Annotated in this window: 25 protein-coding genes and 2 pseudogenes; 17 read left to right on the top strand and 10 right to left on the bottom strand. The window is 64.9% G+C overall.

The genetic code is table 11. The features are described 5' to 3' along the window. Positions 1-26: 26 nt before the first annotated feature. From ureE to ureG, 3 genes are read left to right on the top strand one after another with little or no spacing between them, the layout of a single operon-like run. Positions 27-485, top strand: a complete 459-nt coding sequence (gene ureE, locus LT988_RS12375) for an urease accessory protein UreE (protein ID WP_232410574.1) — start codon at positions 27-29, stop codon at positions 483-485. Further along, a complete protein-coding gene (locus tag LT988_RS12380) occupies positions 469-1,155 on the top strand; it encodes an urease accessory protein UreF (RefSeq protein WP_232410427.1) in 687 nt (228 codons plus the stop codon). Before ureE ends, LT988_RS12380 begins: the two co-directional genes overlap by 17 nt. Before the next feature lie 10 nt (positions 1,156-1,165). Then, positions 1,166-1,780, top strand: coding sequence for an urease accessory protein UreG (ureG, locus tag LT988_RS12385; protein ID WP_232410428.1), 615 nt, complete (start codon positions 1,166-1,168; stop codon positions 1,778-1,780). A gap of 212 nt (positions 1,781-1,992) precedes the next feature. On the opposite strand, the gene moaE is transcribed toward ureG, so the two are convergent. Further along, the gene (gene moaE, locus LT988_RS12390; protein WP_232410429.1) at positions 1,993-2,463 is read right to left on the bottom strand and encodes a molybdopterin synthase catalytic subunit MoaE; all 471 of its coding nucleotides are present in this window, start codon (positions 2,461-2,463) and stop codon (positions 1,993-1,995) included. A gap of 236 nt (positions 2,464-2,699) precedes the next feature. On the opposite strand from moaE, the gene LT988_RS12395 reads away from it, so the two are divergent. Continuing rightward, a complete protein-coding gene (locus LT988_RS12395; RefSeq protein ID WP_232410430.1) occupies positions 2,700-3,125 on the top strand; it encodes a hypothetical protein in 426 nt (141 codons plus the stop codon). Positions 3,126-3,174: 49 nt separating this feature from the next. After that, the gene (locus tag LT988_RS12400) at positions 3,175-3,429 is read left to right on the top strand and encodes a hypothetical protein (RefSeq protein WP_232410431.1); all 255 of its coding nucleotides are present in this window, start codon (positions 3,175-3,177) and stop codon (positions 3,427-3,429) included. A gap of 7 nt (positions 3,430-3,436) precedes the next feature. On the opposite strand, the gene LT988_RS12405 is transcribed toward LT988_RS12400, so the two are convergent. From LT988_RS12405 to glgB, 3 genes are all read right to left on the bottom strand, one after another. Continuing rightward, entirely contained in the window at positions 3,437-4,009 is a 573-nt protein-coding gene (locus LT988_RS12405; protein ID WP_232410432.1) for an NnrU family protein, read from the bottom strand. A 226-nt stretch (positions 4,010-4,235) separates the two neighbouring features. Continuing rightward, positions 4,236-4,694: a YaiI/YqxD family protein gene (locus tag LT988_RS12410; RefSeq protein ID WP_232410433.1), complete on the bottom strand. Its 459-nt coding sequence runs from the start codon at positions 4,692-4,694 to the stop codon at positions 4,236-4,238. Between the two features lie 14 nt (positions 4,695-4,708). Then, complete coding sequence (gene glgB / locus LT988_RS12415) at positions 4,709-6,994, bottom strand: 1,4-alpha-glucan branching protein GlgB (RefSeq protein ID WP_232410434.1); 2,286 nt, start codon at positions 6,992-6,994, stop codon at positions 4,709-4,711. A gap of 272 nt (positions 6,995-7,266) precedes the next feature. Here glgB and glgC point away from each other — a divergent pair, with 272 nt between their 5' ends. The 9 genes from glgC to LT988_RS12460 all read left to right on the top strand — a co-directional run bounded on the left by glgC (position 7,267) and on the right by LT988_RS12460 (position 15,790). Beyond that, on the top strand, positions 7,267-8,538 hold the full coding sequence (gene glgC, locus LT988_RS12420) for a glucose-1-phosphate adenylyltransferase (RefSeq protein WP_232410435.1): 1,272 nt from the start codon (positions 7,267-7,269) through the stop codon (positions 8,536-8,538). A 13-nt stretch (positions 8,539-8,551) separates the two neighbouring features. Next, the gene (gene thiS, locus LT988_RS12425; protein WP_232410436.1) at positions 8,552-8,752 is read left to right on the top strand and encodes a sulfur carrier protein ThiS; all 201 of its coding nucleotides are present in this window, start codon (positions 8,552-8,554) and stop codon (positions 8,750-8,752) included. A gap of 65 nt (positions 8,753-8,817) precedes the next feature. Beyond that, entirely contained in the window at positions 8,818-9,621 is an 804-nt protein-coding gene (locus tag LT988_RS12430; RefSeq protein WP_232410437.1) for a thiazole synthase, read from the top strand. 167 nt (positions 9,622-9,788) lie between these two features. Next, entirely contained in the window at positions 9,789-10,490 is a 702-nt protein-coding gene (trmB, locus tag LT988_RS12435) for a tRNA (guanosine(46)-N7)-methyltransferase TrmB (RefSeq protein ID WP_232410438.1), read from the top strand. Between the two features lie 14 nt (positions 10,491-10,504). Further along, positions 10,505-11,254, top strand: a complete 750-nt coding sequence (locus LT988_RS12440) for an ABC transporter ATP-binding protein (protein WP_232410439.1) — start codon at positions 10,505-10,507, stop codon at positions 11,252-11,254. Then, positions 11,251-12,060: an ABC transporter permease gene (locus LT988_RS12445; protein ID WP_232410440.1), complete on the top strand. Its 810-nt coding sequence runs from the start codon at positions 11,251-11,253 to the stop codon at positions 12,058-12,060. Before LT988_RS12440 ends, LT988_RS12445 begins: the two co-directional genes overlap by 4 nt. A 1,418-nt stretch (positions 12,061-13,478) precedes the next feature. Continuing rightward, positions 13,479-13,877, top strand: a complete 399-nt coding sequence (locus tag LT988_RS12450) for a hypothetical protein (RefSeq protein ID WP_232410441.1) — start codon at positions 13,479-13,481, stop codon at positions 13,875-13,877. Between the two features lie 82 nt (positions 13,878-13,959). Then, the gene (locus LT988_RS12455; protein WP_232410442.1) at positions 13,960-15,414 is read left to right on the top strand and encodes a hypothetical protein; all 1,455 of its coding nucleotides are present in this window, start codon (positions 13,960-13,962) and stop codon (positions 15,412-15,414) included. Positions 15,415-15,475: 61 nt separating this feature from the next. Continuing rightward, positions 15,476-15,790 carry a hypothetical protein gene (locus LT988_RS12460; RefSeq protein ID WP_232410443.1) on the top strand — a complete coding sequence of 105 codons (315 nt, stop codon included), beginning with the start codon at positions 15,476-15,478 and terminating at the stop codon, positions 15,788-15,790. A 294-nt stretch (positions 15,791-16,084) separates the two neighbouring features. Here LT988_RS12460 and LT988_RS25255 read toward each other — a convergent pair whose 3' ends face one another. The 4 genes and pseudogenes from LT988_RS25255 to LT988_RS12475 form a co-directional block, all read right to left on the bottom strand. Next, the gene (locus tag LT988_RS25255; protein ID WP_269752129.1) at positions 16,085-16,219 is read right to left on the bottom strand and encodes a hypothetical protein; all 135 of its coding nucleotides are present in this window, start codon (positions 16,217-16,219) and stop codon (positions 16,085-16,087) included. 184 nt (positions 16,220-16,403) lie between these two features. Next, positions 16,404-16,559: pseudogene (locus tag LT988_RS12465) on the bottom strand (NUDIX hydrolase); the annotation flags it as partial. A 405-nt stretch (positions 16,560-16,964) separates the two neighbouring features. After that, a complete protein-coding gene (locus LT988_RS12470) occupies positions 16,965-17,153 on the bottom strand; it encodes a hypothetical protein (RefSeq protein WP_232410444.1) in 189 nt (62 codons plus the stop codon). A gap of 75 nt (positions 17,154-17,228) precedes the next feature. Continuing rightward, positions 17,229-18,491 (bottom strand): annotated as a pseudogene (locus LT988_RS12475) (ISAzo13 family transposase). Positions 18,492-18,702: 211 nt separating this feature from the next. Between LT988_RS12475 and LT988_RS12480 the strand changes: the two are divergent. From LT988_RS12480 to LT988_RS12490, 3 genes are all read left to right on the top strand, one after another. Further along, the gene (locus tag LT988_RS12480) at positions 18,703-20,244 is read left to right on the top strand and encodes a transposase (RefSeq protein WP_232410445.1); all 1,542 of its coding nucleotides are present in this window, start codon (positions 18,703-18,705) and stop codon (positions 20,242-20,244) included. Positions 20,245-20,519: 275 nt separating this feature from the next. Beyond that, complete coding sequence (locus tag LT988_RS12485; protein ID WP_232410446.1) at positions 20,520-21,209, top strand: class I SAM-dependent methyltransferase; 690 nt, start codon at positions 20,520-20,522, stop codon at positions 21,207-21,209. Between the two features lie 122 nt (positions 21,210-21,331). Then, positions 21,332-21,973, top strand: coding sequence for an EF-hand domain-containing protein (locus LT988_RS12490; protein WP_232410447.1), 642 nt, complete (start codon positions 21,332-21,334; stop codon positions 21,971-21,973). Between the two features lie 18 nt (positions 21,974-21,991). Here the strand turns inward: LT988_RS12490 and LT988_RS12495 are convergent, their stop codons facing one another. Continuing rightward, positions 21,992-23,203: a Fic family protein gene (locus LT988_RS12495; RefSeq protein ID WP_232410448.1), complete on the bottom strand. Its 1,212-nt coding sequence runs from the start codon at positions 23,201-23,203 to the stop codon at positions 21,992-21,994. A gap of 156 nt (positions 23,204-23,359) precedes the next feature. Continuing rightward, positions 23,360-24,439, bottom strand: coding sequence for an esterase/lipase family protein (locus LT988_RS12500; protein ID WP_232410449.1), 1,080 nt, complete (start codon positions 24,437-24,439; stop codon positions 23,360-23,362). Positions 24,440-24,484 lie beyond the last annotated feature (45 nt).

Genomic DNA, 24,484 nt, shown 5'->3' on the forward strand with positions numbered 1-24,484 from the left:
GCGAAGCCGTGCCGCAAACCGAACCCTTGATCCGCTTCATCCGCACGACCGCCGCGGACATCCCGGCGGACGTGACCCTCACGCTCACGTTGGAGCAGCGGACTCGCTGTCGGCTGCGCGTCATGCTCGACGACGGTCGGGAGGCCGGACTCTTCCTGCCGCGGGGCACCGTTCTGCATCATGGGGACGCGCTGATCGCCGAAGACGGATTGGTCGCACGCATCATCGCGGCACCCGAGCCTCTTTCGCGGGTCGAGAGCGCAGACCCGTTGCTGCTCGCGCGCGCCTGTTATCACCTCGGCAACCGACATGTCCCTCTGCAGATCGACCCCGGGCGCCTCAGCTACCGACAAGATCAGGTCCTCGACGAGATGGTGCGCGGTCTCGGTCTCGAGGTCAGCCTCGTGGATGCCGGATTCGAGCCCGAGTCCGGTGCCTACGGCGGTCAGGGTGCGGATCATTCCGGCCATGCACACGAGCACTGAGGGGGCCCTGCCCTTATTGCGCCTGCTGCACCTGGTCAGCCCCTCGCTGCCCGTCGGCGGCTTCACCTACTCGCAGGGCATCGAATGGGCGGTGGAGAACGGTTGGATCCGCGATGCCGACGACCTGGAGGCATGGATGGCCCACCAACTGCGGAGCGCCCTTCCTGACCTGGACCTCCCGCTCTTGGTGCGGATGCAGGCTGCGACGCTTGAGCGCGATCAAGCGGTGATGTCCGGTTGGGTGGACATCCTTTTAGCCGGTCGAGAAACGGCCGAGCTGCGGCGCGAGGAGTCGGACCGCGGACGCGCGCTCGCCGATCTGATCATCGCCTGGGGGCTGGAAGACGCGCTCGCGTGGAAACCGCAGCTCGCCCGGAGTCAGACCGCCGGCTTCGCCTTCGCGGCGGCATCATGGCGGATCGAGCCGCGCGACGCGGCGACGGGCTATGCCTGGAGCTGGCTCGAGAATCTCGTCCTGGCCGGGATCAAGCTTGTACCCTTGGGACAGACGCGCGGCCAACAGACTCTGGCGCGCCTGGCAACGCTCATCCCGAGCGCCGTCGTTGCGGCCCTAGAGGTCGCGGACGAGGAGATCGGCACCTCGACACCGGCCCTCGCGATCGCGAGCTCCGCTCACGAGACCCAATACACTCGCTTGTTTCGTTCCTGAAGGAGACACCATGGTCGATGCAACACCCCTGCGCGTCGGTGTCGGCGGTCCCGTCGGCTCCGGCAAGACAGCCCTGCTGGATGCGCTTTGCAAGGCGCTGCGAGACCGCTACCAGTTGGCGGTGGTCACTAACGACATCTATACGCGCGAAGACGCCGAGTTCCTGATCCGTTCGCAAGCCCTGCCGGTCGAGCGCATCGTCGGCGTGGAAACCGGCGGCTGTCCGCATACCGCCATTCGCGAGGACGCATCGATGAACCTGGCAGCGGTGGAGGATCTGCAGATCCGCTTCCCGGATCTCGATCTCGTCTTCATCGAGAGCGGCGGCGATAACCTCGCCGCGACCTTCAGCCCGGAGCTCGCGGATCTGACCATCTATGTGATCGACGTCGCCGAGGGCGAGAAGATCCCGCGCAAGGGTGGGCCCGGCATCACCCGCTCGGACCTCCTCGTCATCAACAAGATCGATCTGGCGCCCTACGTAGGCGCATCGCTGGAGGTTATGGAGCGCGACTCCAAACGCATGCGCGGCGAGCGGCCGTTCGTCTTCACGAATCTGCGCACCGGCGAGGGACTTGAGCGGGTTCTCGACTTCATCGAGCATCAAGGGATGCTCGGGGCTTAAACCGCGCCCGGCGCAATGTGCGATATTTTTGGATGGGATCAGCCCCGGCGGACTTTGCAACCGCTGGAGTCGGCGCGGTTTAAGATATTAAAAAATACATTGTTTTAAACCGCATCATTCTACGGGCTGTCGACGCGCCATGGGTTAGGTTGACGTCCGAGAAGAAGCATTTCGACTGCGCATGCCCGGAAGAAGGGCGAATTCACTCGCCCCTACGGATCGGTGGATCCCTCCGCCCAGCGCCGTGCCGCTTCATCGTCCGTCACGCGTGCATCGACCCACCGTTCGCCCTGCGCGGTTTGCTCCTTCTTCCAAAAGGGCGCGCGGGTCTTGAGGTAGTCGATCAGAAACTCGCAGGCACGAAAGGCCTCGCCGCGGTGCCGACTGCTGACACCCACGAACACGATCGGATCCTGCGGCCTCAGTTCGCCGACCCGATGCAGGATGCTGATGTCCTCAAGATCCCAGCGTTGCGCGGCCTCCTCGGCGATCGCGCCGAGTGCCTTCTCGGTCATCCCCGGATAGTGCTCCAGGGTCATGGCGGCCACCTCGACACCTTCGTTGATGTCGCGCATCAAGCCGACAAAGGTGACCACGGCGCCGACCTGCGGCTTGCCGCGGGAGAGAATTTTTTGCTCCTCCGCAATGTCGAACAGATCGCGTTGAACTCGAATGCGTTGCATGTCCGGTTTCTCCGACGCTGGTCACCGGGGCTCGTCCGCGGCCTTAACGGTCCACTCGGCAGGGGTATCCGCGGGATTCTATACTTCTGAAGGCAAACGTTTGGCCCGGACCCTCACCGGTTTTTGCTCCGGGTGGGGCGTCGCCCCCGCGGAGGAAACTGCTCAGCGGCGAATCATGCTTGATAGCGTCATCCGAGTCCCTGTTTCGGTCGACCATCCACCAAGAGGAAACGACGATGAACTGGAAAGAACAACTCGACAAAGCGGTTGCTGCGGTGAAAGAGGCCGCTACCAGCGAGAACGCACGGGATATCGCGGGGAGGGCAAAATCGGCGGCCATCGGTCTGGTCGACAAGGTCAAGACCGGCGCGGTCGATGCCGCCGATGCCTTCGTCGAGGCCAATCGTGATCCCTCCGCGCTTTCGGTGCGCTTCCTGAACGCCGACCTGACCGTGCTCTCGCCCGCGGAGGGCATCTCGATCACCAGACCGGATGCGGCCACCCTTGTGGTCGACGATGGTACGGGGAATGGCCTTGTCATCAACGCGGGGGCCGATCCCGCCTATGTTGCCGAGACCATTGGAACCGTCGCCAGGCTGAGCGGCAATACCTTCGACTTGGGTCAGGAAGACGGTATCAACGTCGTCGTGACCAAATTCTGATCGGTCCGAGTCGCGAGGCGCCGAAGCGCCTCGCGATGATCATTCAACGATGCCTCCGCTCATCTCGCGAATCGCCGGGTGGCCCCGCCGTGTCATCCACTGGCTCTGTAGCGGGCGAGCCGACTACGCCGCCTTCCAGAGGCGCAAATCGACACGGGCCCACCGCGCACGACGCACGCTCTGTCTGTTTGTCTGGAGCGGTGCCGCCATCTTGATGCTGCTTTGCCCGAGCCCGGGCTGTATCGCGACCTTCATCCTGATCGCGACGTTCGTGAGCTTCTCGCTCTTGGACGAACATGCTTAATCCTCGGTTACCCGATCGGTGCCACGCCCATCAGGACCTTGTGCAGCCAGAACATGAAGAGGAAATAGAGCCCGATGCCGCCGATGATCGCAATCGCGTCGTTCACCTGGTTGGGAGGCGCGCCGTAGACGGTCGGGGTTGTGCGGCGCTTCAGCGAGATCCGGTCGGCGACCGCCCAGGCGAGGAAGGTTCCGAACAACAGGACGTCGGGGAGCGTTCCGTTGGCCAGCAGATGGGCCGTCGCCCAGATCTTCACCGCGAGCAACATCGGATGCTTGGTCGCGGACTGGATCCGACCGGGAAGATAGGCAGCCAACAGCAGCGGAAAGACCGGCACCATCAACAACAGGCTGATATGCCGCATCCAGACCGGCGGTTCGTAAACGATGACGGGCGACAGGCGAGCGGCCCCGTATCCAGAAACGATCAAATAAAACCCGATCAGGGCCATGAGCCCATAGACGGCTTTCCATGGGATCTCGCCGAATCGCGCGACCAGGTCGGTCCGCCACTGACTGTTGATGATGGACACCGAATGAATCCCGAGAAACAGGATCAAACCGAGGACGAGTACTGCCATCCGAGGATTCCTCCAAGACCATTGAAAAATCGGATTCCCTAAACAACGTCCGACGCGACCTGCGACGTTGTCGCGAGGATTCCGCCTCGCGCCGGCGCAGTTTGAGCTGCGCTGCCGGACGCGATCGTGCGAGACAGTTCCTCCGAATTTTGAAAAAACCATCTCAACCGCGTCTTGCAGTCATCGTGGATCGCGACAAGCTCCATCCCGCTTGCGGCCGTGCGGATCACGCCGAACGCGGTTTCGATCTGGCAAGAAACGCATCCAAGGCGTTCGCGAACGCCTGCCGATCGCGCGGCCCGAAGGCGGGCGGCCCGCCGATGTTGATACCGCTGCCGCGCAGGGTGTCCATGAAGTCGCGCATCGTCAATCGCTCGCGGATATTGTCCTTGGTATAGAGCTCGCCGCGGGGATTTAGGGCTTGGCCGCCCCCGTCGATGACCTCCGCCGCGAGCGGGATGTCCGCGGTGACGACCAGGTCACCGGGGTTGAGTCGCTTCAGGATCTCGTTGTCGGCCACGTCGAACCCGGCGGAGACGCGCACGGAACCCACCAAGGGCGAGGGCGGCGTGCTCACCGGCCCGTTCGCCACCAGCGTGACCTGAACGCCGAGCCGTTCCGAGGCGCGAAAGAGGATCTCCTTCACGGCATTCGGACAGGCGTCGGCGTCGACCCAGATCTCCACCTGTCTCGGTCCCGCTAGCTCGCCTCCGCCGCAACAGGTGACGCCGCCGGCAGGTCGTCGGCATCGGCGATCGAGCCGTCGGCCTCGCTTTCGATCGCGTCGTCGGGCGCGGGCTCGTGCACCAGAATTAGCCCGGCGAGCGGAGGCAAGGCGATCGGGATGGAGTAAGGGCGTCCCATCCAGCTCACCGGCTCGGCCTCGACACCGCCCTGGTTACCGACATTGCTGCCGCCGTAGAGCTCCGCGTCCGAGTTCAGTGCCTCGCGATAGAAGCCGGGCTCGGGTACACCGATGCGATAGTTGGTGCGCGGTACGGGAGTGAAGTTGAATGCGGCAGCCACGATCTGCTTGCCGGAAAGGTCCTTGCGCAGATAACTGAGCACGGACTGCGAGCTGTCGTGACAATCGATCCACTCGAACCCGGAGCTGTCGAAGTCGACCTCATACAGCGCGGGTTGCTCCCGGTAGAGCCGGTTGAGGTCCGCAACGATCTGCTTGATGCCTTCGTGCTGCGGACGCTCGAGCAGATCCCAGTCCATCGCCTCGTCGAAGTCCCATTCGGCACCGTGTGCGAACTCGCAGCCCTGGAAGAGCAACTTCTTGCCCGGGTAGCTGAACATAAAGGTGTAGAGAAGTCGCAGGCTGGCGAATTTCTGCCAGGCATCACCAGGCATCTTGTCCAGCATGGACTTCTTTCCGTGCACGACCTCGTCGTGCGAGAAGGGGAGCACGAAGTTTTCAGTGAAAGCATAGAGAAGGCCGAACGTCAGCAGGTCGTGATGATAGTGACGATAGATCGGATCCTTCTGCATATAGGACAGGGTGTCGTGCATCCAACCCATATTCCATTTCATGCTGAAGCCGAGACCGCCGAGATAGGTCGGACGCGAGACCGCAGGCCACGCGGTCGACTCTTCTGCGATCATCAGGGTGCCGGGGTGCTGCTCATGAGTCACGGTATTGAGTTGGCGGATGAAATCCACGGCTTCGAGATTCTCGTTGCCGCCGTATTTGTTCGGGATCCATTCACCGGCATTGCGCGAATAGTCCAGATATAGCATGGAAGCGACGGCGTCCACGCGCAACCCGTCGAGATGGAACTCGTCGAGCCAATAGAGCGCACTCGACAGCAGAAAGTTCTTCACCTCGTTGCGGCCGAAATTGAAGATCAGGGTTCCCCAATCCTTGTGTTCACCCATCCGCGGATCGGCATGCTCGTAAAGGGCTGTACCGTCGAAACGCGCCAGGGCATAAGCGTCCTTCGGGAAATGCGCGGGCACCCAGTCCAGCAGCACGCCGATGCCCCGACGGTGCAGGTAATCGACGAAGAAGCGGAAGTCGTCCGGCGAGCCGAAACGGGCACTCGGCGCGAAATAACCGGTGCATTGATAACCCCAAGAGGCATCCAAGGGGTGTTCCGTAATGGGAAGAAGCTCGATATGGGTAAAGCCCAACTCGGTCACATAATCGGCGAGCTGCTTAGCAAGAACCCGGTAGTTGAGAAACTCTCCATTCGCCCCTCGCTGCCATGATCCGAGATGGACCTCGTAAACGGAAAAGGGCCGATGCTGCCAATCCGATTCCGCGCGAGCCGCCAGCCAACCCTGATCGGCCCAACGGAACCGGCTTTCCGGACAGATGAAACCGGCAGTCTGCGGGCGCTCCTGAAAGGCCTGTGCGTAGGGGTCGATCTTGACGTGGATGTTGGTCGCGCGATCGCGGATCTCGTACTTGTAGAAACCGCCTTGCCCGATCCCGGGGATGAACAACTCCCAAACGCCGGTTCCGCCTCGCACCCGCATCGGGTGGGCGCGCCCGTCCCACTGGTTGAAATCTCCGACGACGCTTACGCGCTCGGCACTCGGCGCCCAGACCGCGAACTGCACGCCCGATACGCCGTCGACATCGGTCAGGTGCGAGCCCAAAAACCGATAGGCATGCCAGTGACGCCCCTCGCCGAAGAGGTGGAGGTCGAAATCCGGGAGCTGGGGAGGAAAGCAGTAAGGATCGTGATGGACGTGATGTTCACCGGCGGCATCGACCCAGTCGATGCGATAACGCTCGGGAACCTTGGACGCCGAGCCTTCCCAAAGGAATAAATCCGTTCCCTCGATCCGCGCGAAGGGCTCGGATGCCTCGACCAAGGTGACCGATTCGGCGCCCGGCAGGAACGCGCGGACCACTGCCCGATCGCCCTCGAGGTGCCGGCCGAGGACCTCGAACGGGTCGTGGTGACGCGCCTCGATGATGCGCTGCAAGGGTTCCGGAACCTTGGGGACTTGCTGTGTCGCGGTTGCCATTCTGAAGTATTTCCTTCGCTGTCGGCTCTCGATGTCGCCTCTGATCGGCGCTGTCACGGAAACCGTTCGATATCGCGGCGCCACGCCCTGGATCTGCGGGTCGGCAGCAGGTGGGCGGACAGGTTCGGGGGTCTCGTCGGGATCGACGGCCCGAGGCGCGGCGAGGGGATCACCCGACCGCAGGGCAGTGTGCCGACGCTTCGTACCGTCTTGATGTTAACATAAGGGGGACTACTCTTAATGCCCTCGTCTAGACGACAACAGGAGGACCTATGCCCCAAACGAATCCCCGGTTCGTCAGCCGCCTGACTCGAAATACCCTGGCGCTGATCCTGGCCGGGGGACGGGGCTCTCGCCTGATGCACCTGACGGCGTGGAGATCCAAGCCAGCCGTGCCTTTCGGCGGAAAGTTCCGCATCGTGGATTTCCCGCTTTCAAACTGCATCAATTCGGGAATTCGGCGCATCGGCGTCTTGACGCAATACAAGGCGCATTCACTGATTCTGCATATCCAGAAAGGATGGGGGTTTTTGCGCGGCGAATTCGGCGAATTCGTGGAATTATGGCCTGCCCAACAACGCGTTGCGGAGACCGCCTGGTATGCGGGAACAGCGGACGCGGTATTCCAGAACCTCGATATCATTCGCGATCACAATCCGGACTATATCCTCGTGCTTGCCGGCGATCACATCTACAAGATGGATTACGGCGCCATGATCGCCTATCACGTCGAATCCGGCGCCGATATGACGGTCGGCTGCCTCGAGATGGATACCGATCGCGCCGCCGAGTTCGGAGTCATGTCGGTCGACACCGAGGGGCGAGTGCTGCAATTTGCCGAGAAACCGAAGGAGCCCGAATCCATCCCCGGATCGCCCGGCAAGAGCCTCGTTTCGATGGGCATCTATGTGTTCAATCGCGGCTTCCTATTCGAGCAGCTGATCAGGGATGCCGACACACCACGCTCGTCGCACGACTTCGGGAAGGACATCATTCCCGCCGTGATCAAACACTATCGCGTCATGGCCCATACCTTTCGCGACCCACGCAGCGGAGAGCAGGCCTATTGGCGGGACGTGGGTACACTCGACGCCTTTTGGGAGGCAAACCTCGAGCTGATCGGCGTCACGCCGCCCTTGAGCCTCTACGACAAGAGCTGGCCGATCTGGACCTATCAGGAGCAACTGCCGCCGGCGAAGTTCGTGTTCGACGACGAAGATCGACGCGGAATGGCGGTCGACTCCATGGTCTCGGGCGGCTGCATCATCTCCGGTTCTACGGTTCGACATTCGTTGTTGTTCTCGAACGTGCGCGTGAACTCCTACGCCTACGTGAAGGATTCGGTGATCCTGCCGGATGTCGTGATCGGCCGAAACTGCACGATCCGCAACGCCGTGATCGATCGCTATTGCCAGATCGACGAGGGAACCGTGATCGGACTCGACCAGGAAGCGGATCGTAAAGCGGGCTTCTACGTCAGCGAGGGCGGTGTCACCCTCGTCACCCCCGAGATGCTCGGGCAAGACGCCAACCACGTTCGTTGAGGGGCTCGTGCGAATGCAGATCATCCTAAACGGTGCCGCCACCGAGGTGGCCGACGCCATCACCATGGCCGAGCTGATCGAGCAACTCGAGCTCGGCACCCGCCGCCTGGCCGTCGAGGTCAACGCCGAGCTGGTGCCGCGCAGCCGCTTTCCCGACCACAGGCTCGCACCGCACGATCAGGTCGAGATCATCCACGCCGTCGGTGGCGGATGACCCGGCTTGGGCGCCCTGCCCCGAATCCTTCATCCTGAATCATTTTCTATTTGGCCACGAAATCCATGCCCACCGAGACCGCCGCAACCGATCGCTTGACCCTTGCCGGACGCGACTACAGCTCCCGCCTCCTCGTCGGAACGGGAAAATACAAAGACATGGCCGAGACCGCACGGGCCATCGAGGCGAGCGGCGCCGAGATCGTCACGGTCGCGGTGCGGCGTACCAACCTCGGCCAGACCCCCGGCGAACCGAACATCCTCGATATCCTGCCGCCCGAGCGCTACACCATCCTGCCCAATACCGCAGGCTGCTACGATGTCGAGACCGCCGTGCGCACCTGCCGGCTGGCGCGCGAGCTTCTCGACGGGCATAACCTGGTCAAGCTCGAGGTCCTCGGCGACGAGAAGACCCTCTTCCCGGATGTGATCGCCACGCTCAAGGCGGCCGAGGAATTGGTCAAGGACGGCTTCCAGGTCATGGTCTACACGAACGACGACCCCATCGTCGCCCGGCAGCTCGAGGAGATCGGCTGCATCGCCGTCATGCCCCTCGCAGCACCGATCGGCTCGGGGCTCGGCATCCGCAACCCGCTCAACATCCGCACCATCGTCGAGAACGCCGGTGTTCCGATCTTGGTCGATGCGGGTGTCGGCACCGCGTCCGATGCGGCCGTGGCGATGGAGCTCGGCTGCGACGGCGTACTGATGAACACCGCGATCGCGGCGGCACGCGATCCCGTCCTGATGGCCAGTGCCATGCGCAAGGGGATCGAGGCCGGACGCGAGGCATTCCTCGCCGGGCGCATGGCGCCGAAGCGGTTCGCCTCGGCCTCGTCGCCGATCGAAGGGCTGTTCTTCCAGAACTAAACCGCGTTTCAAGCAGAATCAGGCGGTCGTTGTGGGACGGCCGTCCGGTGCAAGGAATGGGGTTCGTGCCGGACGCGGTTTAGGATTTTTCAATCCAATGATCAACGCACTGCGGCTGCGAAAGCAGTCAACGCGTGTATGGCCGAGACGCCAGTTGTAAGGACCTCATGACGGCCGAGACGACACCCAAATTCCTGCGACCCGTCCGGAGCTTCGTCCTGCGCGAGGGTCGTTTGACCTCCGCGCAGGAGCGCGCCTTTCCAGACCTCTGGCCGCGCTACGGGGTGGACTGGACGCCTGACGTGCCGATCGACCTCGCGGGGCTCTTTGGCAACGCGCACCCCGTTGTTCTTGAGATCGGGTTCGGCAACGGCGATTCGCTCGCCGAGATGGCCGAGCAGGATCCGCACAGCAATTGGATGGGAATCGAGGTCCATCGTCCCGGTGTCGGGCACTTGCTGCTCGAGATCGAGCGACGCGGGTTGGCCAATCTGAGGCTGATTCGGCACGACGCGGTCGAGGTGCTGGCCCGAGGCATCGCGCCCGGCAGCTTGGACCGCGTTCAGCTCTTCTTTCCCGACCCCTGGCCGAAACGACGTCATCACAAGCGTCGCATCTTGACGCCCGAATTGATCGGGCTCCTCGCGCGGGCGATCCGTCCGGGCGGCGTCTTTCACGCGGCGACCGATTGGGAGCCCTACGCCGATCAGATGCTCGAGATCCTGGAGACCTCCTCCGAGTCCTTCGAGAATCTCGCCGGGCCCGGCGGCTTCTCGCCCCGCCCGATGTCACGTCCGCTCACCCGCTTCGAGCAACGCGGCGAGCGCCTCGGTCATCGGGTCCGCGACCTGATGTTTCGCCGGCGCTGATACCGAGGATGCCGATGTCCGAGCTCAGACTCGACGGGATCCGGTCGCGCACGCTCGGGCCGCTCGATCTCACGATCGTCGCGGCCGAGCTGGTCTTCGTGTCTGGTCCGTCCGGCTCCGGCAAGAGTCTCCTGCTGCGTGCCGTGGCCGACCTGGATCCGCATGATGGCGAGGTCTGGCTCGGCGGGGAGCCGCGCTCGCGCATCGCGCCCTCGACCTGGCGGCGGCGGGTCGGTCTTCTCCCTGCCGAGGCGTTCTGGTGGGCGGAGACCGTCGGCGAGCATCTGCCGGGCATCCGGAGCACGCACGCGGATGTGGCCACGCCGGAACCCTCTCCGCCGCCGCGGCTCCCCTCGCCGCTTCGTCCGGCGATCCTGCGGCTGCCCAAGCCCTTTCGCCGCCCGCCTGGGCGCGTCGCGAACCATCCTGCTTTGCCGGATCCCTCGACCGTCACCGATTGGCTGAGCCAACTCGGCTTCTCGCCCGACGTTCTCGGCTGGTCGGTCACGCGTCTCTCGACCGGCGAGCGTCAGCGGCTGGCGCTGGTGCGCCTGCTCGCACAGACACCCGAGGCGCTGCTGCTCGACGAGGCCACCGCAAACCTGGATCCGAGCAACGGAGCACGCGTGGAAGCCGTCGTCGAGACCTATCGCAAGGCGCAGGGTGCGGCCGTTCTCTGGGTCAGCCACGACCCGGAGCAACGCCGTCGGATCGGCGGACGCTCGCTGATCATCCGCAACGAGCGGCTGGAGCCCGAAGCGTGACCCTCATCCATCTGAGCCCTTTCGATCTGGGACTGGCCTCCATCCTGGTCCTTTTGCTCGCCGGCATGTCTTGGCGACTGCGCCTCGGGATCGAGCGGCGAGTCCTGATCTCGGCCGCACGCAGCACGGTCCAGCTCATGCTCGTCGGGCTGGTGCTGAAGGTGCTCTTCGCCCAGACCAGTCTGCCGTTGATCGGACTGATGGCCCTTGTGATGCTCTCGGTCGCCGGATACGAAGTGATGCAGCGACAGAAGCGCCGGTACCGGGGCGTCTGGGGTTACGGGATCGGCGCACTCTCGATGTTCCTGTCGGCCTTCACCGTCACCCTACTCGCCCTAACGGTCATCATCGGGGTCGAGCCCTGGTATCAACCGCAGTATCTGATCCCGCTGCTCGGCATGCTGCTCGGCAACACCATGAGCGGCACCGCCATCGCGCTCGACAGCTTGACCCGCCAGGCCTGGGATGCACGGGGCCGCATCGAGGCTCGCCTGCTCGCCGGCGGTACCTGGGACGACGCCATCGAGGAGGTGCGTCGCGACGCCCTGCGCTCGGGTCTCATCCCCATCATCAACGCCATGGCCACCGCCGGCCTGGTCAGCCTCCCCGGCATGATGACCGGACAGATCCTCGCCGGCAGTCCGCCAATGGAAGCCGCCAAGTACCAGCTCCTCATCATGTTCCTCATCGCCGCCGGCACCGGACTCGGCGCGATGGCCGCCGTCTGGATCGGCTCGCGCCGTTTGTTCGACGACCGCCAACGGCTGCGCCTGGACCGGCTCGCCGCGGCGAATCGGTCGAGTTGAGAACAACCGCTTCCTCGGCCTATTGGAAAGCCTGCTCCCGTTTATATGGCGGGCCCGGAGGAACAAACGTAGCGCAGTTCACCGAACTTTGCGCCGGCGCAGGTAGGCGGAAAAGAAGAAAGCGTTCATGTCCAGTTGGTAGCAGTATCACTACGACGTCTTAGGGATCCATGTCCTTGGTCTACAGAGGCGAGGCATGACGTGAGGATGGCACAAACCTTCCGTTCCTAGCTGATGCAGTACACCCGCCCGCTTGAGTCGGAGTGGTCTGGCCATGGAGTTAGCTCAGCCAAGATGCAGGATAACAAGACCTGACCCTGCGCCCTCGCCTGTTGGTGGCGGCGGTGACTTGTACTCCGCGCCCCGAGCCGTGGATCCGGCGCGTGGCTGAACTTCCTTGCTAATCAGGATCTGCTTTACACCGCCGTAACACGTTGACGCAAGTTGGTGGTGATCATCGCCGAGGCGAAGGCGCTGCGGATGGCGGTCAAGCGGCGGGAGTCGCAGCGGCGGGTGACAAGGTTGGGGGAGCGGTTGCGTGAGGTGGCCAGGAATTCGATTCCTTAGTGCTGGGAGGTTTAGTGAGCGGCGGCTCGGTTGCGACCGGTCACCCAGCGCCCGAAAGGCGGTGACTCTTCAATCCTGATACCGGTCACCCGCCATCCTGCGTCCGACGGATCGTTCACGCCCCAGAAGCAACATTGGCCGTCGCAGCGGTATTGACCGGATTCTGAACGGTAGCGGACGCCAAGAGCAGAGCTGCGTTGATCGTCGATGCGGCGCCCGTCGAGCGGATCCTCACTCAGATCGGTTAGCCATCACGCCCGCCCCAAGTGGTCCCCGCACGCGGACCGCCCATCGGAGAGCTTGCTCCCGAGCCGCTGCCGGACTGGGGCGTCTTCGCCCAGTCCGCTCCCGACTTCGAGTTTGACCGGCGCGTTGCCTGTTAGCCGTCGTCTCTCTGCTGCAGGAGACGGTGCAGCCGCCCCCGTCTTCCGGCGTCTCGCTGCCCCGCAGATGCCCGACCCAGCAACGAGGAACGGCCGAGCCTGCATCGCTCGCGACGTCCGCCCGCCAAAGCGCTGCGAGTTGACGGCCCCTCCCGTCCGCGCTGATGTCCCGTCGCGGGCCAACCTGGACCTGGACGCTCAGAGCGGCTTGCATTTCCTATCTGTTACCGGTCCCACTCCGTCGCGCCTGACCCTGATCAACAACTGAACGATCTGCGCACAAAACACGGGCACGTGCCGTGGTAATCTCTTTGTCAAGGTTTGTGTGTGTGCCCCCGCCGGGGCCGGCTCGCGAACCGAGAGGCGCGACGTGAGGGTCCCCCCACGTTCAGCCGCCGGAGGGGCCGAAAGCGGCGGCGGATCCCCGCGCCGCTGGGTCGCAGAACATCCCGAGAGAGGGTAGAGACCATGACGCCGAACTTTCGCTGCCGCGCGCTCGCGGCCGTGTCCTTCACGTTTCTGCTCACCAGCACCGGAGTACGCGCGGACAGTTCCGTCCGCTGGTCCGGCTACGACGCCATGCGCCTGGAGAACGAGGCCGCCTACGCGCAGCAGCAGCGCCAGCAGCAGCAGCTTGAGGCGGAGTTCCAGCGCTCCCGGACCCAGATCTTCAACCTCACCGACGGTGAGGGCGGGGCGGACCTGGGGGCCGCGCCGGCTCGCCGGCGCGTGGACCCCGCACCCGACCCCGTCGCGCCGGTGGTGGACTACGGGGGGATTCAGGGCGAGGTCCCCATGGTTCCCTACGACGAAAACTGCTACATGGGCCTGTTGGGATCGGTGGGGAGCTGTTTGCCCAGCCGCTGACGGGCCGGCGTCACTGCCGTTGGGTTTCGGCGGGTCCCGCGGGTGCCCGTCGTTGCGATCAATGAACGACGGGGGTAGTGTCATGGCGCCACGGGGCGTTCGGTGGGTTCGCGCGGTCGGGCGGGGGCTGGCAGTCCTGGCCCTGATGCTGCCGTTGCCGGCGGCTACGGGCGGGTTCGACGTGCCCGCCTGGACCGCGCTGTGGGACCAGGTCGACCGCCTCGAGGAGCAGCTCGGGGCCGTGAGCCTGATGGAACACATGCTCGCGGTGGACGCGGCCATCCGCAAGCAGCCCTCCTGCGCCGCGATCTATGCGGGGATCGAGGCCGCCCGCGCCGAGATGAAGCGGCTCAACGCCGACACCCGGCTCAGCCAGTCCGCCTACGACCAGGCGTTCGGCCGGGAGGAGGCGCGCCTGCGCACCAAGACCCAGGAGTACAAGGACTGCTTTGCCGCCGCGTTCCCAGGCGTTGCGGCCCGCTATCCAGACGTGCTCGCCCTGGGGGTGAGCGGCAACGATGCCTTCGAGGCGCGGTACGCCGGACTCAAGCAGCCCTACTACGGCGGCCAGCGGATCGCGGACCTCGGCGCTGAGCGAAAGAGGCTCAACGATCAGATCGAGGCCCTGCTCCCCAAGCGGCTCGAGGACTACAAGCAGTGGCGGGACTTCCGCGGGATGGACGACCGGCGCGAGTCCGCGGCCGCCTGGAGCGCCTGGATCGAAGCCAGCCTCCAGGATCTGGTGGCGAAGGCCCATGGCTACACCCGCTCGACGGACGTCTCCATCCCCGGGGAGACCGAGGAGGACCGGGAGGACGGGATCGTGTTCGGCTACCAGAAGGGCGCGCTGAGTGATTACGTCACCAACCTCGTGAACTGGGTGACCGGGGAGAAACCCGTGAACACGGATCCCGGCCGGCTGATCCAGATGCTCGCCTTCGACGACCTGGCCCCGGAGCGCCGCGGCAGGAACCCCTACGCGGACTGGACCGCAGCCACCGAGGAGCCGCTGCGGGAGTTGATCCTGGCGGCCCCGGAGGACTCCCTGCTCCCCGCGGACGTGATGCGGATGGCCCTGAAGGTGTCCGGCGGCAATTACCCGCTGGCCGTGATGACCGCAACCGCGGTGCTCAAGTACGCCACCAAGAAGGGGCGCGACGAGAAGAATCAGATGGTCGCCCGGGCCAAGATGGATAAATGGCGGCTGATCTACCACAGCGCTGTCGCCCTGGAGCCCCACGCGGACCTCGCGCTGCGGCTGCGCAACCTGCGCCCGGCAGGGGACGACAGCGGCGACAAGCTCGGCCCCTGGTACCACGGCTTCGGCATCCTCGCGGCTGGGGCCCTGTCCAGCCCCCTCGGCGGATGGGTCGGCCAGAAGGGAGAGCACACGCTGAAATACATGGGGTCCTTCGTCACCGAGGCCGGATACAACCCGAACAAGGCCGGCACCGACGGGGCGTTCGCCGCGGCGGCCTGGGCCCTGGCCGAATACAACCGGTACTACGAGCGGGGTCCGCGGGATCCCGGTTACTGATGGGCCGCCGCGGCGGCCAGCGCCGCGCGACTGGTCCGTCCCATCCTGTCGGGAGGTCGAGTTGACTATTTCAGCAAATCGCCTGGTCGCGCTGTTGGCGCTGTCCGTCCCCTGTGTGTTCGGCGCGTCCGGCGCCTGGGCTGCTGGGGGGAACCTGTGGAACCCGAGCTATCTGCCCGAATCGACCCGCCAAGAGCTCGAGTGGCGGCAGGAGGGGCAGCGGCGGTTGCAGGAGAACCCCGACGCCTACGAGCAGACCTACTACGGATACCGGAAGAAGGGCACCTACGCGCCCACGCAGGAGGACCCCTACGCCGAGACCAACCGCCGGCAGCTCCAGCTCCTGCAGGACCACCTGAACCAGATGGGCAGGTAGTCCCTCCGGGGCAGCGGTTGCGCCGCAACGGGCATCCCGCGCGCCGGCCCCTCTCCTTCCTGGGGCCCTGACCGCCCCGGCCGCGGGGGCGCGGTGCCGCGTGGGGAAGGATTACTTCACCATGCCCTTCATCTGATCCACGGCCGCGTCCTGGGCCGCCCCAGAGGCGTCGTCCTTGGAGACGTCTACGGCTTGCCTGCGACCCCGGCATCGACCGCGCCGGTCGGCACGGCGGGCTCCCGAACGCCCGGCGTCCACGGCCGCCTCAGCGCCGGGGATGGCGCCGATCCGATCCTAGGCCGTGTCCGTGGCCTGCTCCCTGGCCATGTCCACGGCCTGGTCCTGGACGGCGCCGCCCACGTCCGCTGCCCCAGCGACGGCGAGCGCGAAGGCGGCCGCGGCAAGTGCACGTGTCGGGCTCCTCTGCATAGTTGGTCTCCTCGTGGTCCTGATGGTGTGCCGGCTCCCCAGGCGGGGAGGATGCGCGCCGGATGCGGCGACGCCCGTCGTGGATATCGTCGTTGCCGCGTGCGGCTCCCCTCGCCGGTGCGCAGGTTCCGCCGGACGGTACTCTTGCCCTGATCGACCCGCGCTCAGGCCGCCGCCCGTCGACTCAGGAGTGGGCGTAAGCGTCGCGCAGCCGCCGGGTCTTGTCGACCATGCGGTAGGTGAAGCCGTTGTTGTTGAAGCGGGAGACCTCCATCAGCGGCACCCACAGGATTTCGTGTGATTCGTCGTTGCCTGGAATGGGCAAGTCGTCGTTCATCTTATCACTCGACGCTGCGCTGCGCGTCGCGGCGCATGATCGCGCCGGACTGGGGGGCTGCTGCGCCAGCATACTCGGCAACCCAATCTCTGGTCTGTCGAACATTGCTGCCTATGGCAATCGAAGGACTGATGTCTCTTGCTGGACGGGCCCTTCCCCCCAAACCCCTCGTAGCCAGCGAGCGCTCATGGGCTGACTGACCGCTCGCGTCGAAGGGGCAGGTGTCTGCTCCGCGTCGGCAAAAGACTATCGCGGCGCAGCAATTGGTGCACCTTTGCATTGGCGGTGGGTTTCGCCTCCGGTCGGCTAAACTGAGACGGATCAGTCGATTCGGGTGCGAACAAAGGTCATAGCGAAGCGCTATGGCTACAGCAGCGCAACCGGTCTCTTGGGACCGGCCCGGAGATGTTAGCTAACGACCGGCTCAAACGGTTTGGCTCCAGGGACGAAGACCACGCTCACGCTTAGTTGATGGGAGCTGTAGACGGTCGTGCGCAGAAGCACGCCCTTTTTCTTGACGATCGCCTGCTCGGTCATGGTGCGGATTTTGGTCGTGTCGTCGTAGATGTCCTCGATCTCTTCGTACTCTAGCTTCATGGTGCACCTCGATACTCGGACGGAGTACGCACAACTTTAGCCCGTCAGTAAGCGTTCAAAAACAAGTTAAACATGTCAACAGGCGAGCCCATTCGGATCGACGAGGTAGTTCCATTGTCCGTTCACGCGGTCATGGCGAATGAACCGATCCTTGACGTCGCGGAACGTGTCGGAGCACGTGCGCCCGATCTCGTAAGTTGCATCGAGAATACGCGCGGTCACGCTCAGTCCCGTTTGGGTGCGTGTCTGCTCGACGGTGCGCAGAGCCGTCTGCGGGCAGTCGAGCATGACCCCGCTCCAGGTGCGCTCGACCTGGCTGAACAGGCGGTGTTCGATGGGGTTCCACGTGGAGGTGTAAGGAGGATAGTGGGCGATGCGCAGACGCACGCCCAAGCGTGTGGCCAGATCGATCAGATCCTCCTTGAAGCGCAGCGAGCGCGCGGCATTGGCACCGCCGCAGTCGCACAGCAACACCAGCTCGGTCGCGTTGGGGTACATCGCCCGGAACAGCACCGTCTAGGCCAAGGCGATGGCGTCGCAGACGAAGGCGCTGGTCTCGCGCGAGGTCCCGAGCGTGATGAAGCCGACGTTGGCGCGCACGTCGTAGACCCCGTGCGGCACCAGCACGCCGTCGGCGAGGTGGCGGAAGTCGTGATCGAAGACCGTTTGCGGTGCGGTGCTGTAAGACTGTCCCGGCCGATGCAGGGTGCCGAGCAACTCCTTCTTCTTGGTGTCGATACTGAACACCGGAATGCCGCGCCGACGCGCCAGGCGGCGCAGCGCGGCGATGTGGCGGAACTGCTCCTCGCGCGCCGTCGGATCGACCACGCCGGTGATCAACTCCTTGCGCAGCGCACGGCGGCGAAAGCCGGCCCGATCCAGCAATGCGGCGGCCGTGTTGCGACTGATCTCGAACCCTCGTTCGAGCAGGTGATGGGCCAACTGCAGTGGTTTCAGATCGGTCCAGCGCACCCGTTCGTCGGTCGGACTGCCGGCACTGTGGGTCTCGAGCACCTCGTGCAGCGTCGATTCCAGCAACGGCTTGCGTTCGGTGATCGGCGGGCGACCGCCGCCGCGACGGCGCACCCGCTTGGCATCGCCGCTCGGGCGCTGCGGATGGTCCGGGTCGTCCTCGCGCAACCGCTCCAACTCGCGAATCCCGGTGTAGAGCGTGCGTCGACTCATCCCGAGCACGCGCGCCACGTAGGCGATGCCGCCGAAACCGATCTTCAGCGCCTCGATCGCCGCGTAGCGGCGGCGATGGTCCTCGTCCAAGGTGCGCGAGAACATCCGCATCGTCTCCTCATGCGCTGCGGCATAGCCCGGAAATTCGTTCATAGAGCGACCACTCCCGTTCGGATCGTCGGGAGCGATGCTCGCAGCAGGTTGATGCTTTTTCAGGTCGGTAACGCTTTTTTATACAAAAAGCATGAGATAAACTGCTTTACTTGTTAATGAATCGTTACTAAGCCCTTTGACCCTAAAAAGAGCAGTTAAACCTTGCCTCGAGTGATCCAAGCGGCTGAAATATCGGCGCAAGGAGGTCCCGATGAGCAATCCGATCCCTCACCCGCAGGGTGAACCCGAAACCACTGCGCTGGTGCCGCATGCCGGCCCGGTTGCGGTGGACACCTTTGGCGGCCGCGTCCACGTCGAGTGGGATGCGCAGGCGGCGGTCACCCCGCTGGGGCAGCTGCCGTTCTTCACCGAGTTTCTGCGCCTGGGCGGGCGCTTCGATGCCTGGGTCGAGAGCTGCCCGCTGAAGCTGACCAGCCCGAACGCCCCGAGCACGCGCGACGTGCTCGGTACCGCCATCCTGGCGGTGCTGTCCGGGCATCAGCGCTATGCCCACATCAGTGCCCTGCGCGGCGACACCATCAACGCCGCCCTGCTGGGCATGGAGGCGGTGGTCAGCGAGGACTCGGTGCGCCGCAACCTCGGCAAGCTCGATGAAGCCGACGGGGTGGCCTGGTTGCAGAACCATCTGGACGCCTGCGTGGCCCCGGTGCCGGGCGTGCCCTGGATTCTCGATACCGACGTGACGGTCAAGCCGCTCTACGGACATCAAAAGGGTGCGCTCAAGGGCCACAACCCGCACAAGCCGGGTCGGCCCTCGCACACCTACCACACCTATTTCGTCGCCGGTCTGCGTCTGATCCTGGACGTGGAGGTGCTGGCCGGCAATCAAACCGCGTCGAAATACAGCGCGCCGGGGCTGTGGGAGTTGCTCGCGCGCCTGCCGCGGGCGCACTGGCCGCTGTGCATTCGCGGCGACCGCGATTGGGGCACCCAAGCCAACATGGCACGGGCCGAGCAGGAGGGGATCCCCTATCTGTTCAAGCTGCGCATGACCTCCAAGGTCAAACACACCGTCGAGCGCCTGATGCGCGACGCCGAGTGGCGCGATGCCGGTCAAGGCTGGCAGGGGGCCGAGACGACCCTGCGTCTGTCGGGCTGGAGCCGTGCCCGGCGCGCCGTCGTGCTGCGCCGGCGCATCAAGGCCGACCTGGCCGTCGTCGAGCAGGGTGATCCCGAGCAGCTGCGCCTGAGCTTCGCCGAGTTCACCGACCAGACGATCCTCTACGAGTACGCCGTGCTGGTGACCTCGCTGCCCCATGAGATCCTGAGCGTGGCGCAACTCTATCGCGATCGCGCCGACGCGGAGAATCCCTTCGACGAGCTCAAGAACCATTGGGGCTGGGGCGGCTTCACCACCCGCGACATCAAGCGCTGCCGCTTCATGGCGCGCATCACCGCCTTGACCTACAACTGGTGGAGCCTGTTCGTGCGCCTGGCCGACCCGACTCGGCACACCGAGGCGATCACCAGCCGCCCGCTGCTGCTCAGCGCACCGGCACGACTGACCCGTCACGGCGGGCAGAGGCGCCTGACCATCAGCCATCCCCATGCCGAAGCCGGGTGGGTGGAGGCGACCTGCCGCGAGATCGCGGCCTTCTTCAACACCCCGCGCCGAACTGCGGAGCAGTTGAGTCCCCTGCAACGCTGGTACCGGATGCTCTCGCGTGCGCTGGTGAAGTACCTCAACGGCCGCCAATTGCAGCCGCCGGCGGTGTTACCGGCGCCGGCGTAGCCGCCGAACCGCCGGTATGTGTACTCGCCCGCGGGCCGAAAACGCTCCGCGACGGGCGCTAACTGCTCTTTTTAGGTTGACTTTCACGGTAGACTCGCTGCGTCTTCACGCTCGGCTGACGTGGTCCGGTCCATGGCCTCGGCTTCCCCCGCAACGTGTGCGAGGAATATAGCACAACCCTCATGTGCAGCTAGCGATGCGCCGAGAGCTTCGCAGGATCTCGGGAACCCCTGCGCTCCCTGCTCCTCGAACCGCTCTTGGATCCATGACAAGCCATGTCCGTGCCCATGCCCTACCTTATCGTTCTGCTGCTTCTCACCGCCTCCTCTTGGGTCTTCGCCGAGACCCCGGCGGTCGACCCGGAGATCAACGCCTACTACCGAGATGCCGATTACGCCCGCTGGAAGAGCATCTTCGAGAGCCCCGGTCGGGAGGTCTTCGATCGACGGGGCGAGATCCTCAAGGTGCTGGAGATCCGACCGGGCATGCGGATCGCCGATGTCGGGGCCGGAACAGGGCTCTATACGATGCTCTTTGCCGAGGGCGTCGAACCGAGCGGGAAGGTCTATGCCGTGGATATCTCGAAGAGTTTCCTGGAGGCGATCGGGCAGCGTGCCCAAGAGGCGGGTCTCGACACTGTCATCACGGTGCTGAACGAACAGACGAGCACGGAACTGCCGCCCGGGAGCGTGGATTTAGTGTTCATGGCCGACACCTATCATCACTTCGAGTACCCGCGGGCCATGCTCGACTCGATCCGCGCGGCACTGATGCCCGGCGGAATACTGGCGATCATCGATTTCAGACGCGAGCCGGGGGTCAGCAATCGCTGGATCCTCGGGCACGTGAGGGCAGGGCGGGAGGAGGTGATTCGGGAGGTCGAGCAGGCCGGTTTCAAGCTGATCGACGAGCCGATCAGGCTGCGCGAGAACTATTTCGTGCGTTTTCGAAAGATTGACGCCTGACGGCCTTCACCTGTCCGATTCCACACTCTCTGCAACTTCAGATGCTTCAATAGGGGATAGCGGTGAGCGGGTCACCCCGAGACTGGCGCCGACCTTCACCCGATCGCACCACGGAGGTATCCATGAAGACGACGATGCGTAGATCCATCCTGGCACTGACGGTCGCGGCGGCCTTCGCCGCACCCTTGGCCGTCGCCCAGCAACCCCCGCCGCCGCGCGGCCCGATGACCTTCTCGGCGTTCGATCTCGACGGAGACGGGATCGTAATCGAGCAGGAGTTCGACACCGCGCGGGCTCAACGCATGGCCGAGCGTGCGGCGCAGGGTGCGCCGATGCGCGGGGCGGCCAACGCGCCGGCGTTCTCGGACTTTGACCTGAACGGGGACGGACAGATGACAACGGAGGAATTCGCAACGGTTCAGCAATCCCGCATGCAGGGGCGGCCCGGCGGGGGTATGGGACCGGGCGGCGGTATGGGACCTGGCGCAGGGATGGGGATGGGACCCGGCGCGGGCATGGGGCGCAACATGCCGTCCTTCGCCGAATTCGACTTGAACAGCGACGGCGCGTTGACGGAGCAGGAGTTTTACGAGGCGCGGGCCAATCGCATCGCGGAGCGCTCGCAGCAGGGCTATCCGATGCGAAACCTCGCGAACGCGCCGTCATTCGAGGTGATCGATCTGAACGGCGACGGGCAAATCACACCCGATGAGTTCTCGGCCGGTCAGGCGCAGCATCGCCAACAGGGTATGCGGACGCCCTGAGTCGGGATCGGATCGCCCTCAATATCGGTCGGGGAAGAGTCCGGGCATCCAGCGGGGTGCGAGGGCGGCGGGGAATGCCAGTTTCAGGGGCGCGCGGGTGCTTTCTGAAGCGAGGACCCCACGGTCCAGCAGCGCCGCGGTGACCCGGCGCGCCTGGCGGTTTCCGACGCCGAGGAGGCCCGCGACATCGCCGCGGGATAGCGCGCCTCGGTAGAGGACGGATTCCAACAGGGTCCCGGAATGTGCGGGCAGGCGTTCGGCACGCATCTCGTCTTCCGCCCAAGCCCGGATGCGTTGCCGAAGTCGCTCCGGCTGAACCAAGCCCTCCATGAAATCGACCTGGTCGATGCAGATCCGCAGGAAGAAGGCGGTAAAGTCGACGAGGGCTTCCTCGCTGAGATGTCCGCGCCCGTCGAGATCGTTGCGGCGCGGACGATTGCAGTTGGCGAGCAGTGACGTGTAGGTGGTTTCGTTGCGGGCCAACCCACGGGCAACGGACCTGAGACCGCCGGTCTCCAGGGTTCGGCGCAGAACGGCGTAGGACATCAGGCGTGCAACCCGACCGTTCCCGTCCAGGAACGGGTGTATCCACAAGAGTCTATGGTGCGCCGTCGCTGCGGCCAGGATGGCGCCCGTCGTTCCCCGGTTGGCGTAGGTGTCCTCGAACCGGGCGAGGAAGCGGGGAACGGCGCCCGGACTCACGGCGATATGGCGGCCGACACGTACGTCCCGAGTGCGCAACGCGCCCGGCACGACCCGCATGCGTGCCTTGGTCTCGGGCTCAATGACCCAAAGGAGCTCATCCGGAAGCCGCTCGCCGAAACGCTTGCTCAGCTCGCACAACCCGGCGACCGTGAAGGCACGATCATCGAGCCCGCCCGCGTCGATCCATGCCTGCACGGCGATATGGGCTTGCGCTTCGAGCTGAAGGTTGCTTTTCTCCGGATCGCCGCTGTAGTCGCCCTTGAGCGCGCGCTCGATGTCGACCGGATGGGTGTCGTGCCCCTCGATCAGGTTGCTGTAGTAGCAGTTCATCGACCGCACCAGATCGGCCAACGCGCTGACGATGCCGGACGGTAGGCTCCGTCGCAGGCCTGCCGACTTCGCTGCCAGCTCGATGGCCAGGTCGGTCAAAGCGGCGCGTTGCCTCGCACCTTCGCCGATGAGAAGGGGCTCCATCAGCGCAACGGATTCCCGGCGGTCTACGGCCGGCTCCGCGTCGGCCCTCATGTCCGCTGGGATGTCCGCTTTCCGTTCCGGTGGCTTGACTGTCATTTCATCATCTTATCATTGGGTTGAGGCGTCTCGTACGGTCCTCGTGACGTCGGCAGCGTCCGGTTTGAAGGCCGCATCCGGGAGAACAGACCGCTGTACAACCCCGGAGGCTTATCGCCCGGACCACTCCTCGAGGATGGCGACGATGTGCGGGATGGCTTCCGGCTCCGGGTCGCTCGGGAACAGGCGCGCGAGCATCCCGCGATGCGAGGCGCGCACGAGGAGAGGCGGGGGCGCGCCCGGGAACCGCAGCGAGGGGAGAGGGACGACACCGTCGCCAAGGCCCTCGCCGAGGCTCGACCACCAGTCTTCGAGCACCTCTGCGATATCGGGGGCGACATCGCGGGCGAGATCGGTCGATCCCAACTCGGCGGGGATGGCTTCAAGACTGGCGACCATCAACTCGGGCGGCTCGGTCAGTAAACCGCCGATCAGACGAACAGGGATGGACTCGGGCCAGGGCCGCGCGTTCAGATCGTCCAGAAAGGCGCTGCCGGGGCGCAGGTCGATCTTGGCCTCGCCGGTGCCGTCGCGCAGCCCGGCGAAGAGCGAAAAGCGCCGCTCCGGACCGGCGGCCAGATGGTCGCGCAGCTCCAGCCAGATCCGCAGACGCGCCCACTCCGAGCCCTGGTTGGGTGTGCCGACCAGGATGACGCCGCGCACGGCGGCACCCTCGACCCGTGCGGGGGCGCCGACCGGGCTGCGCCAGCGGGTAACGAAATCGCGGATGATCAGACCGCCCATGCTGTGCCCGATCAAGACGACCGGACGATCCGAGGGAAGCTCGGGCCAATGCGCGGCGAGGAGATCTGTACTGCGGTCGACACCTTGGTCGTTGGGATAGCGGAACTCCCAGACCTCGAAACCGTTCGCGCCGAGCACGGGGATGAGGTCGTCCCAGATGTCGCCCGGCTCGTCGAGTCCGTGGACAAGCAGGATCCGGGGCGGGACGGGCTCCGACCCGTCCTGGATGACCTGGATGCGCGGAATGAGACCATGCCAGCCGTCCACCGGCGCCATCGCCTGCGGAAACCAGGCATCGAGCCGGTCATGGACGAGCACCCGTAGACGCCGCTCCTCGCGCGGATGCCCCTCGGCCCACCAGGTCCAGGCCGCGACCGCAAGCAGGAGAGCGATCGGGATCAGGAACAGCACCGAACGACGGCGGAACCGCACGGATTTCGCATTCATGCCTTACCATCCTCCCATCGACATCGCTGCAAGAGACCCGTCGCA

The sequence above is a fragment of the Thiocapsa bogorovii genome, from assembly GCF_021228795.1.
Classification (GTDB): Bacteria; Pseudomonadota; Gammaproteobacteria; order Chromatiales; family Chromatiaceae; genus Thiocapsa; species Thiocapsa bogorovii.

Coding starts and splice junctions, on each gene's coding strand:
- LT988_RS12480 (WP_232410445.1), top strand. CDS start 18,703: ATGAGCAATCCGATCCCTCACCCGCAGGGTGAACCCGAAACCACTGCG.
- moaE (WP_232410429.1), bottom strand. CDS start 2,463: ATGCAACGCATTCGAGTTCAACGCGATCTGTTCGACATTGCGGAGGAG.
- LT988_RS12500 (WP_232410449.1), bottom strand. CDS start 24,439: ATGAATGCGAAATCCGTGCGGTTCCGCCGTCGTTCGGTGCTGTTCCTG.
- LT988_RS12400 (WP_232410431.1), top strand. CDS start 3,175: ATGCCTCCGCTCATCTCGCGAATCGCCGGGTGGCCCCGCCGTGTCATC.
- LT988_RS12430 (WP_232410437.1), top strand. CDS start 8,818: ATGCCCACCGAGACCGCCGCAACCGATCGCTTGACCCTTGCCGGACGC.
- LT988_RS12470 (WP_232410444.1), bottom strand. CDS start 17,153: ATGAAGCTAGAGTACGAAGAGATCGAGGACATCTACGACGACACGACC.
- LT988_RS12485 (WP_232410446.1), top strand. CDS start 20,520: ATGTCCGTGCCCATGCCCTACCTTATCGTTCTGCTGCTTCTCACCGCC.
- LT988_RS12490 (WP_232410447.1), top strand. CDS start 21,332: ATGAAGACGACGATGCGTAGATCCATCCTGGCACTGACGGTCGCGGCG.
- LT988_RS12395 (WP_232410430.1), top strand. CDS start 2,700: ATGAACTGGAAAGAACAACTCGACAAAGCGGTTGCTGCGGTGAAAGAG.
- LT988_RS12495 (WP_232410448.1), bottom strand. CDS start 23,203: ATGAGGGCCGACGCGGAGCCGGCCGTAGACCGCCGGGAATCCGTTGCG.
- LT988_RS12440 (WP_232410439.1), top strand. CDS start 10,505: ATGTCCGAGCTCAGACTCGACGGGATCCGGTCGCGCACGCTCGGGCCG.
- LT988_RS25255 (WP_269752129.1), bottom strand. CDS start 16,219: ATGCAGAGGAGCCCGACACGTGCACTTGCCGCGGCCGCCTTCGCGCTC.
- LT988_RS12380 (WP_232410427.1), top strand. CDS start 469: ATGCACACGAGCACTGAGGGGGCCCTGCCCTTATTGCGCCTGCTGCAC.
- glgC (WP_232410435.1), top strand. CDS start 7,267: ATGCCCCAAACGAATCCCCGGTTCGTCAGCCGCCTGACTCGAAATACC.
- ureG (WP_232410428.1), top strand. CDS start 1,166: ATGGTCGATGCAACACCCCTGCGCGTCGGTGTCGGCGGTCCCGTCGGC.
- thiS (WP_232410436.1), top strand. CDS start 8,552: ATGCAGATCATCCTAAACGGTGCCGCCACCGAGGTGGCCGACGCCATC.
- LT988_RS12455 (WP_232410442.1), top strand. CDS start 13,960: ATGGCGCCACGGGGCGTTCGGTGGGTTCGCGCGGTCGGGCGGGGGCTG.
- glgB (WP_232410434.1), bottom strand. CDS start 6,994: ATGGCAACCGCGACACAGCAAGTCCCCAAGGTTCCGGAACCCTTGCAG.
- LT988_RS12450 (WP_232410441.1), top strand. CDS start 13,479: ATGACGCCGAACTTTCGCTGCCGCGCGCTCGCGGCCGTGTCCTTCACG.
- trmB (WP_232410438.1), top strand. CDS start 9,789: ATGACGGCCGAGACGACACCCAAATTCCTGCGACCCGTCCGGAGCTTC.
- LT988_RS12405 (WP_232410432.1), bottom strand. CDS start 4,009: ATGGCAGTACTCGTCCTCGGTTTGATCCTGTTTCTCGGGATTCATTCG.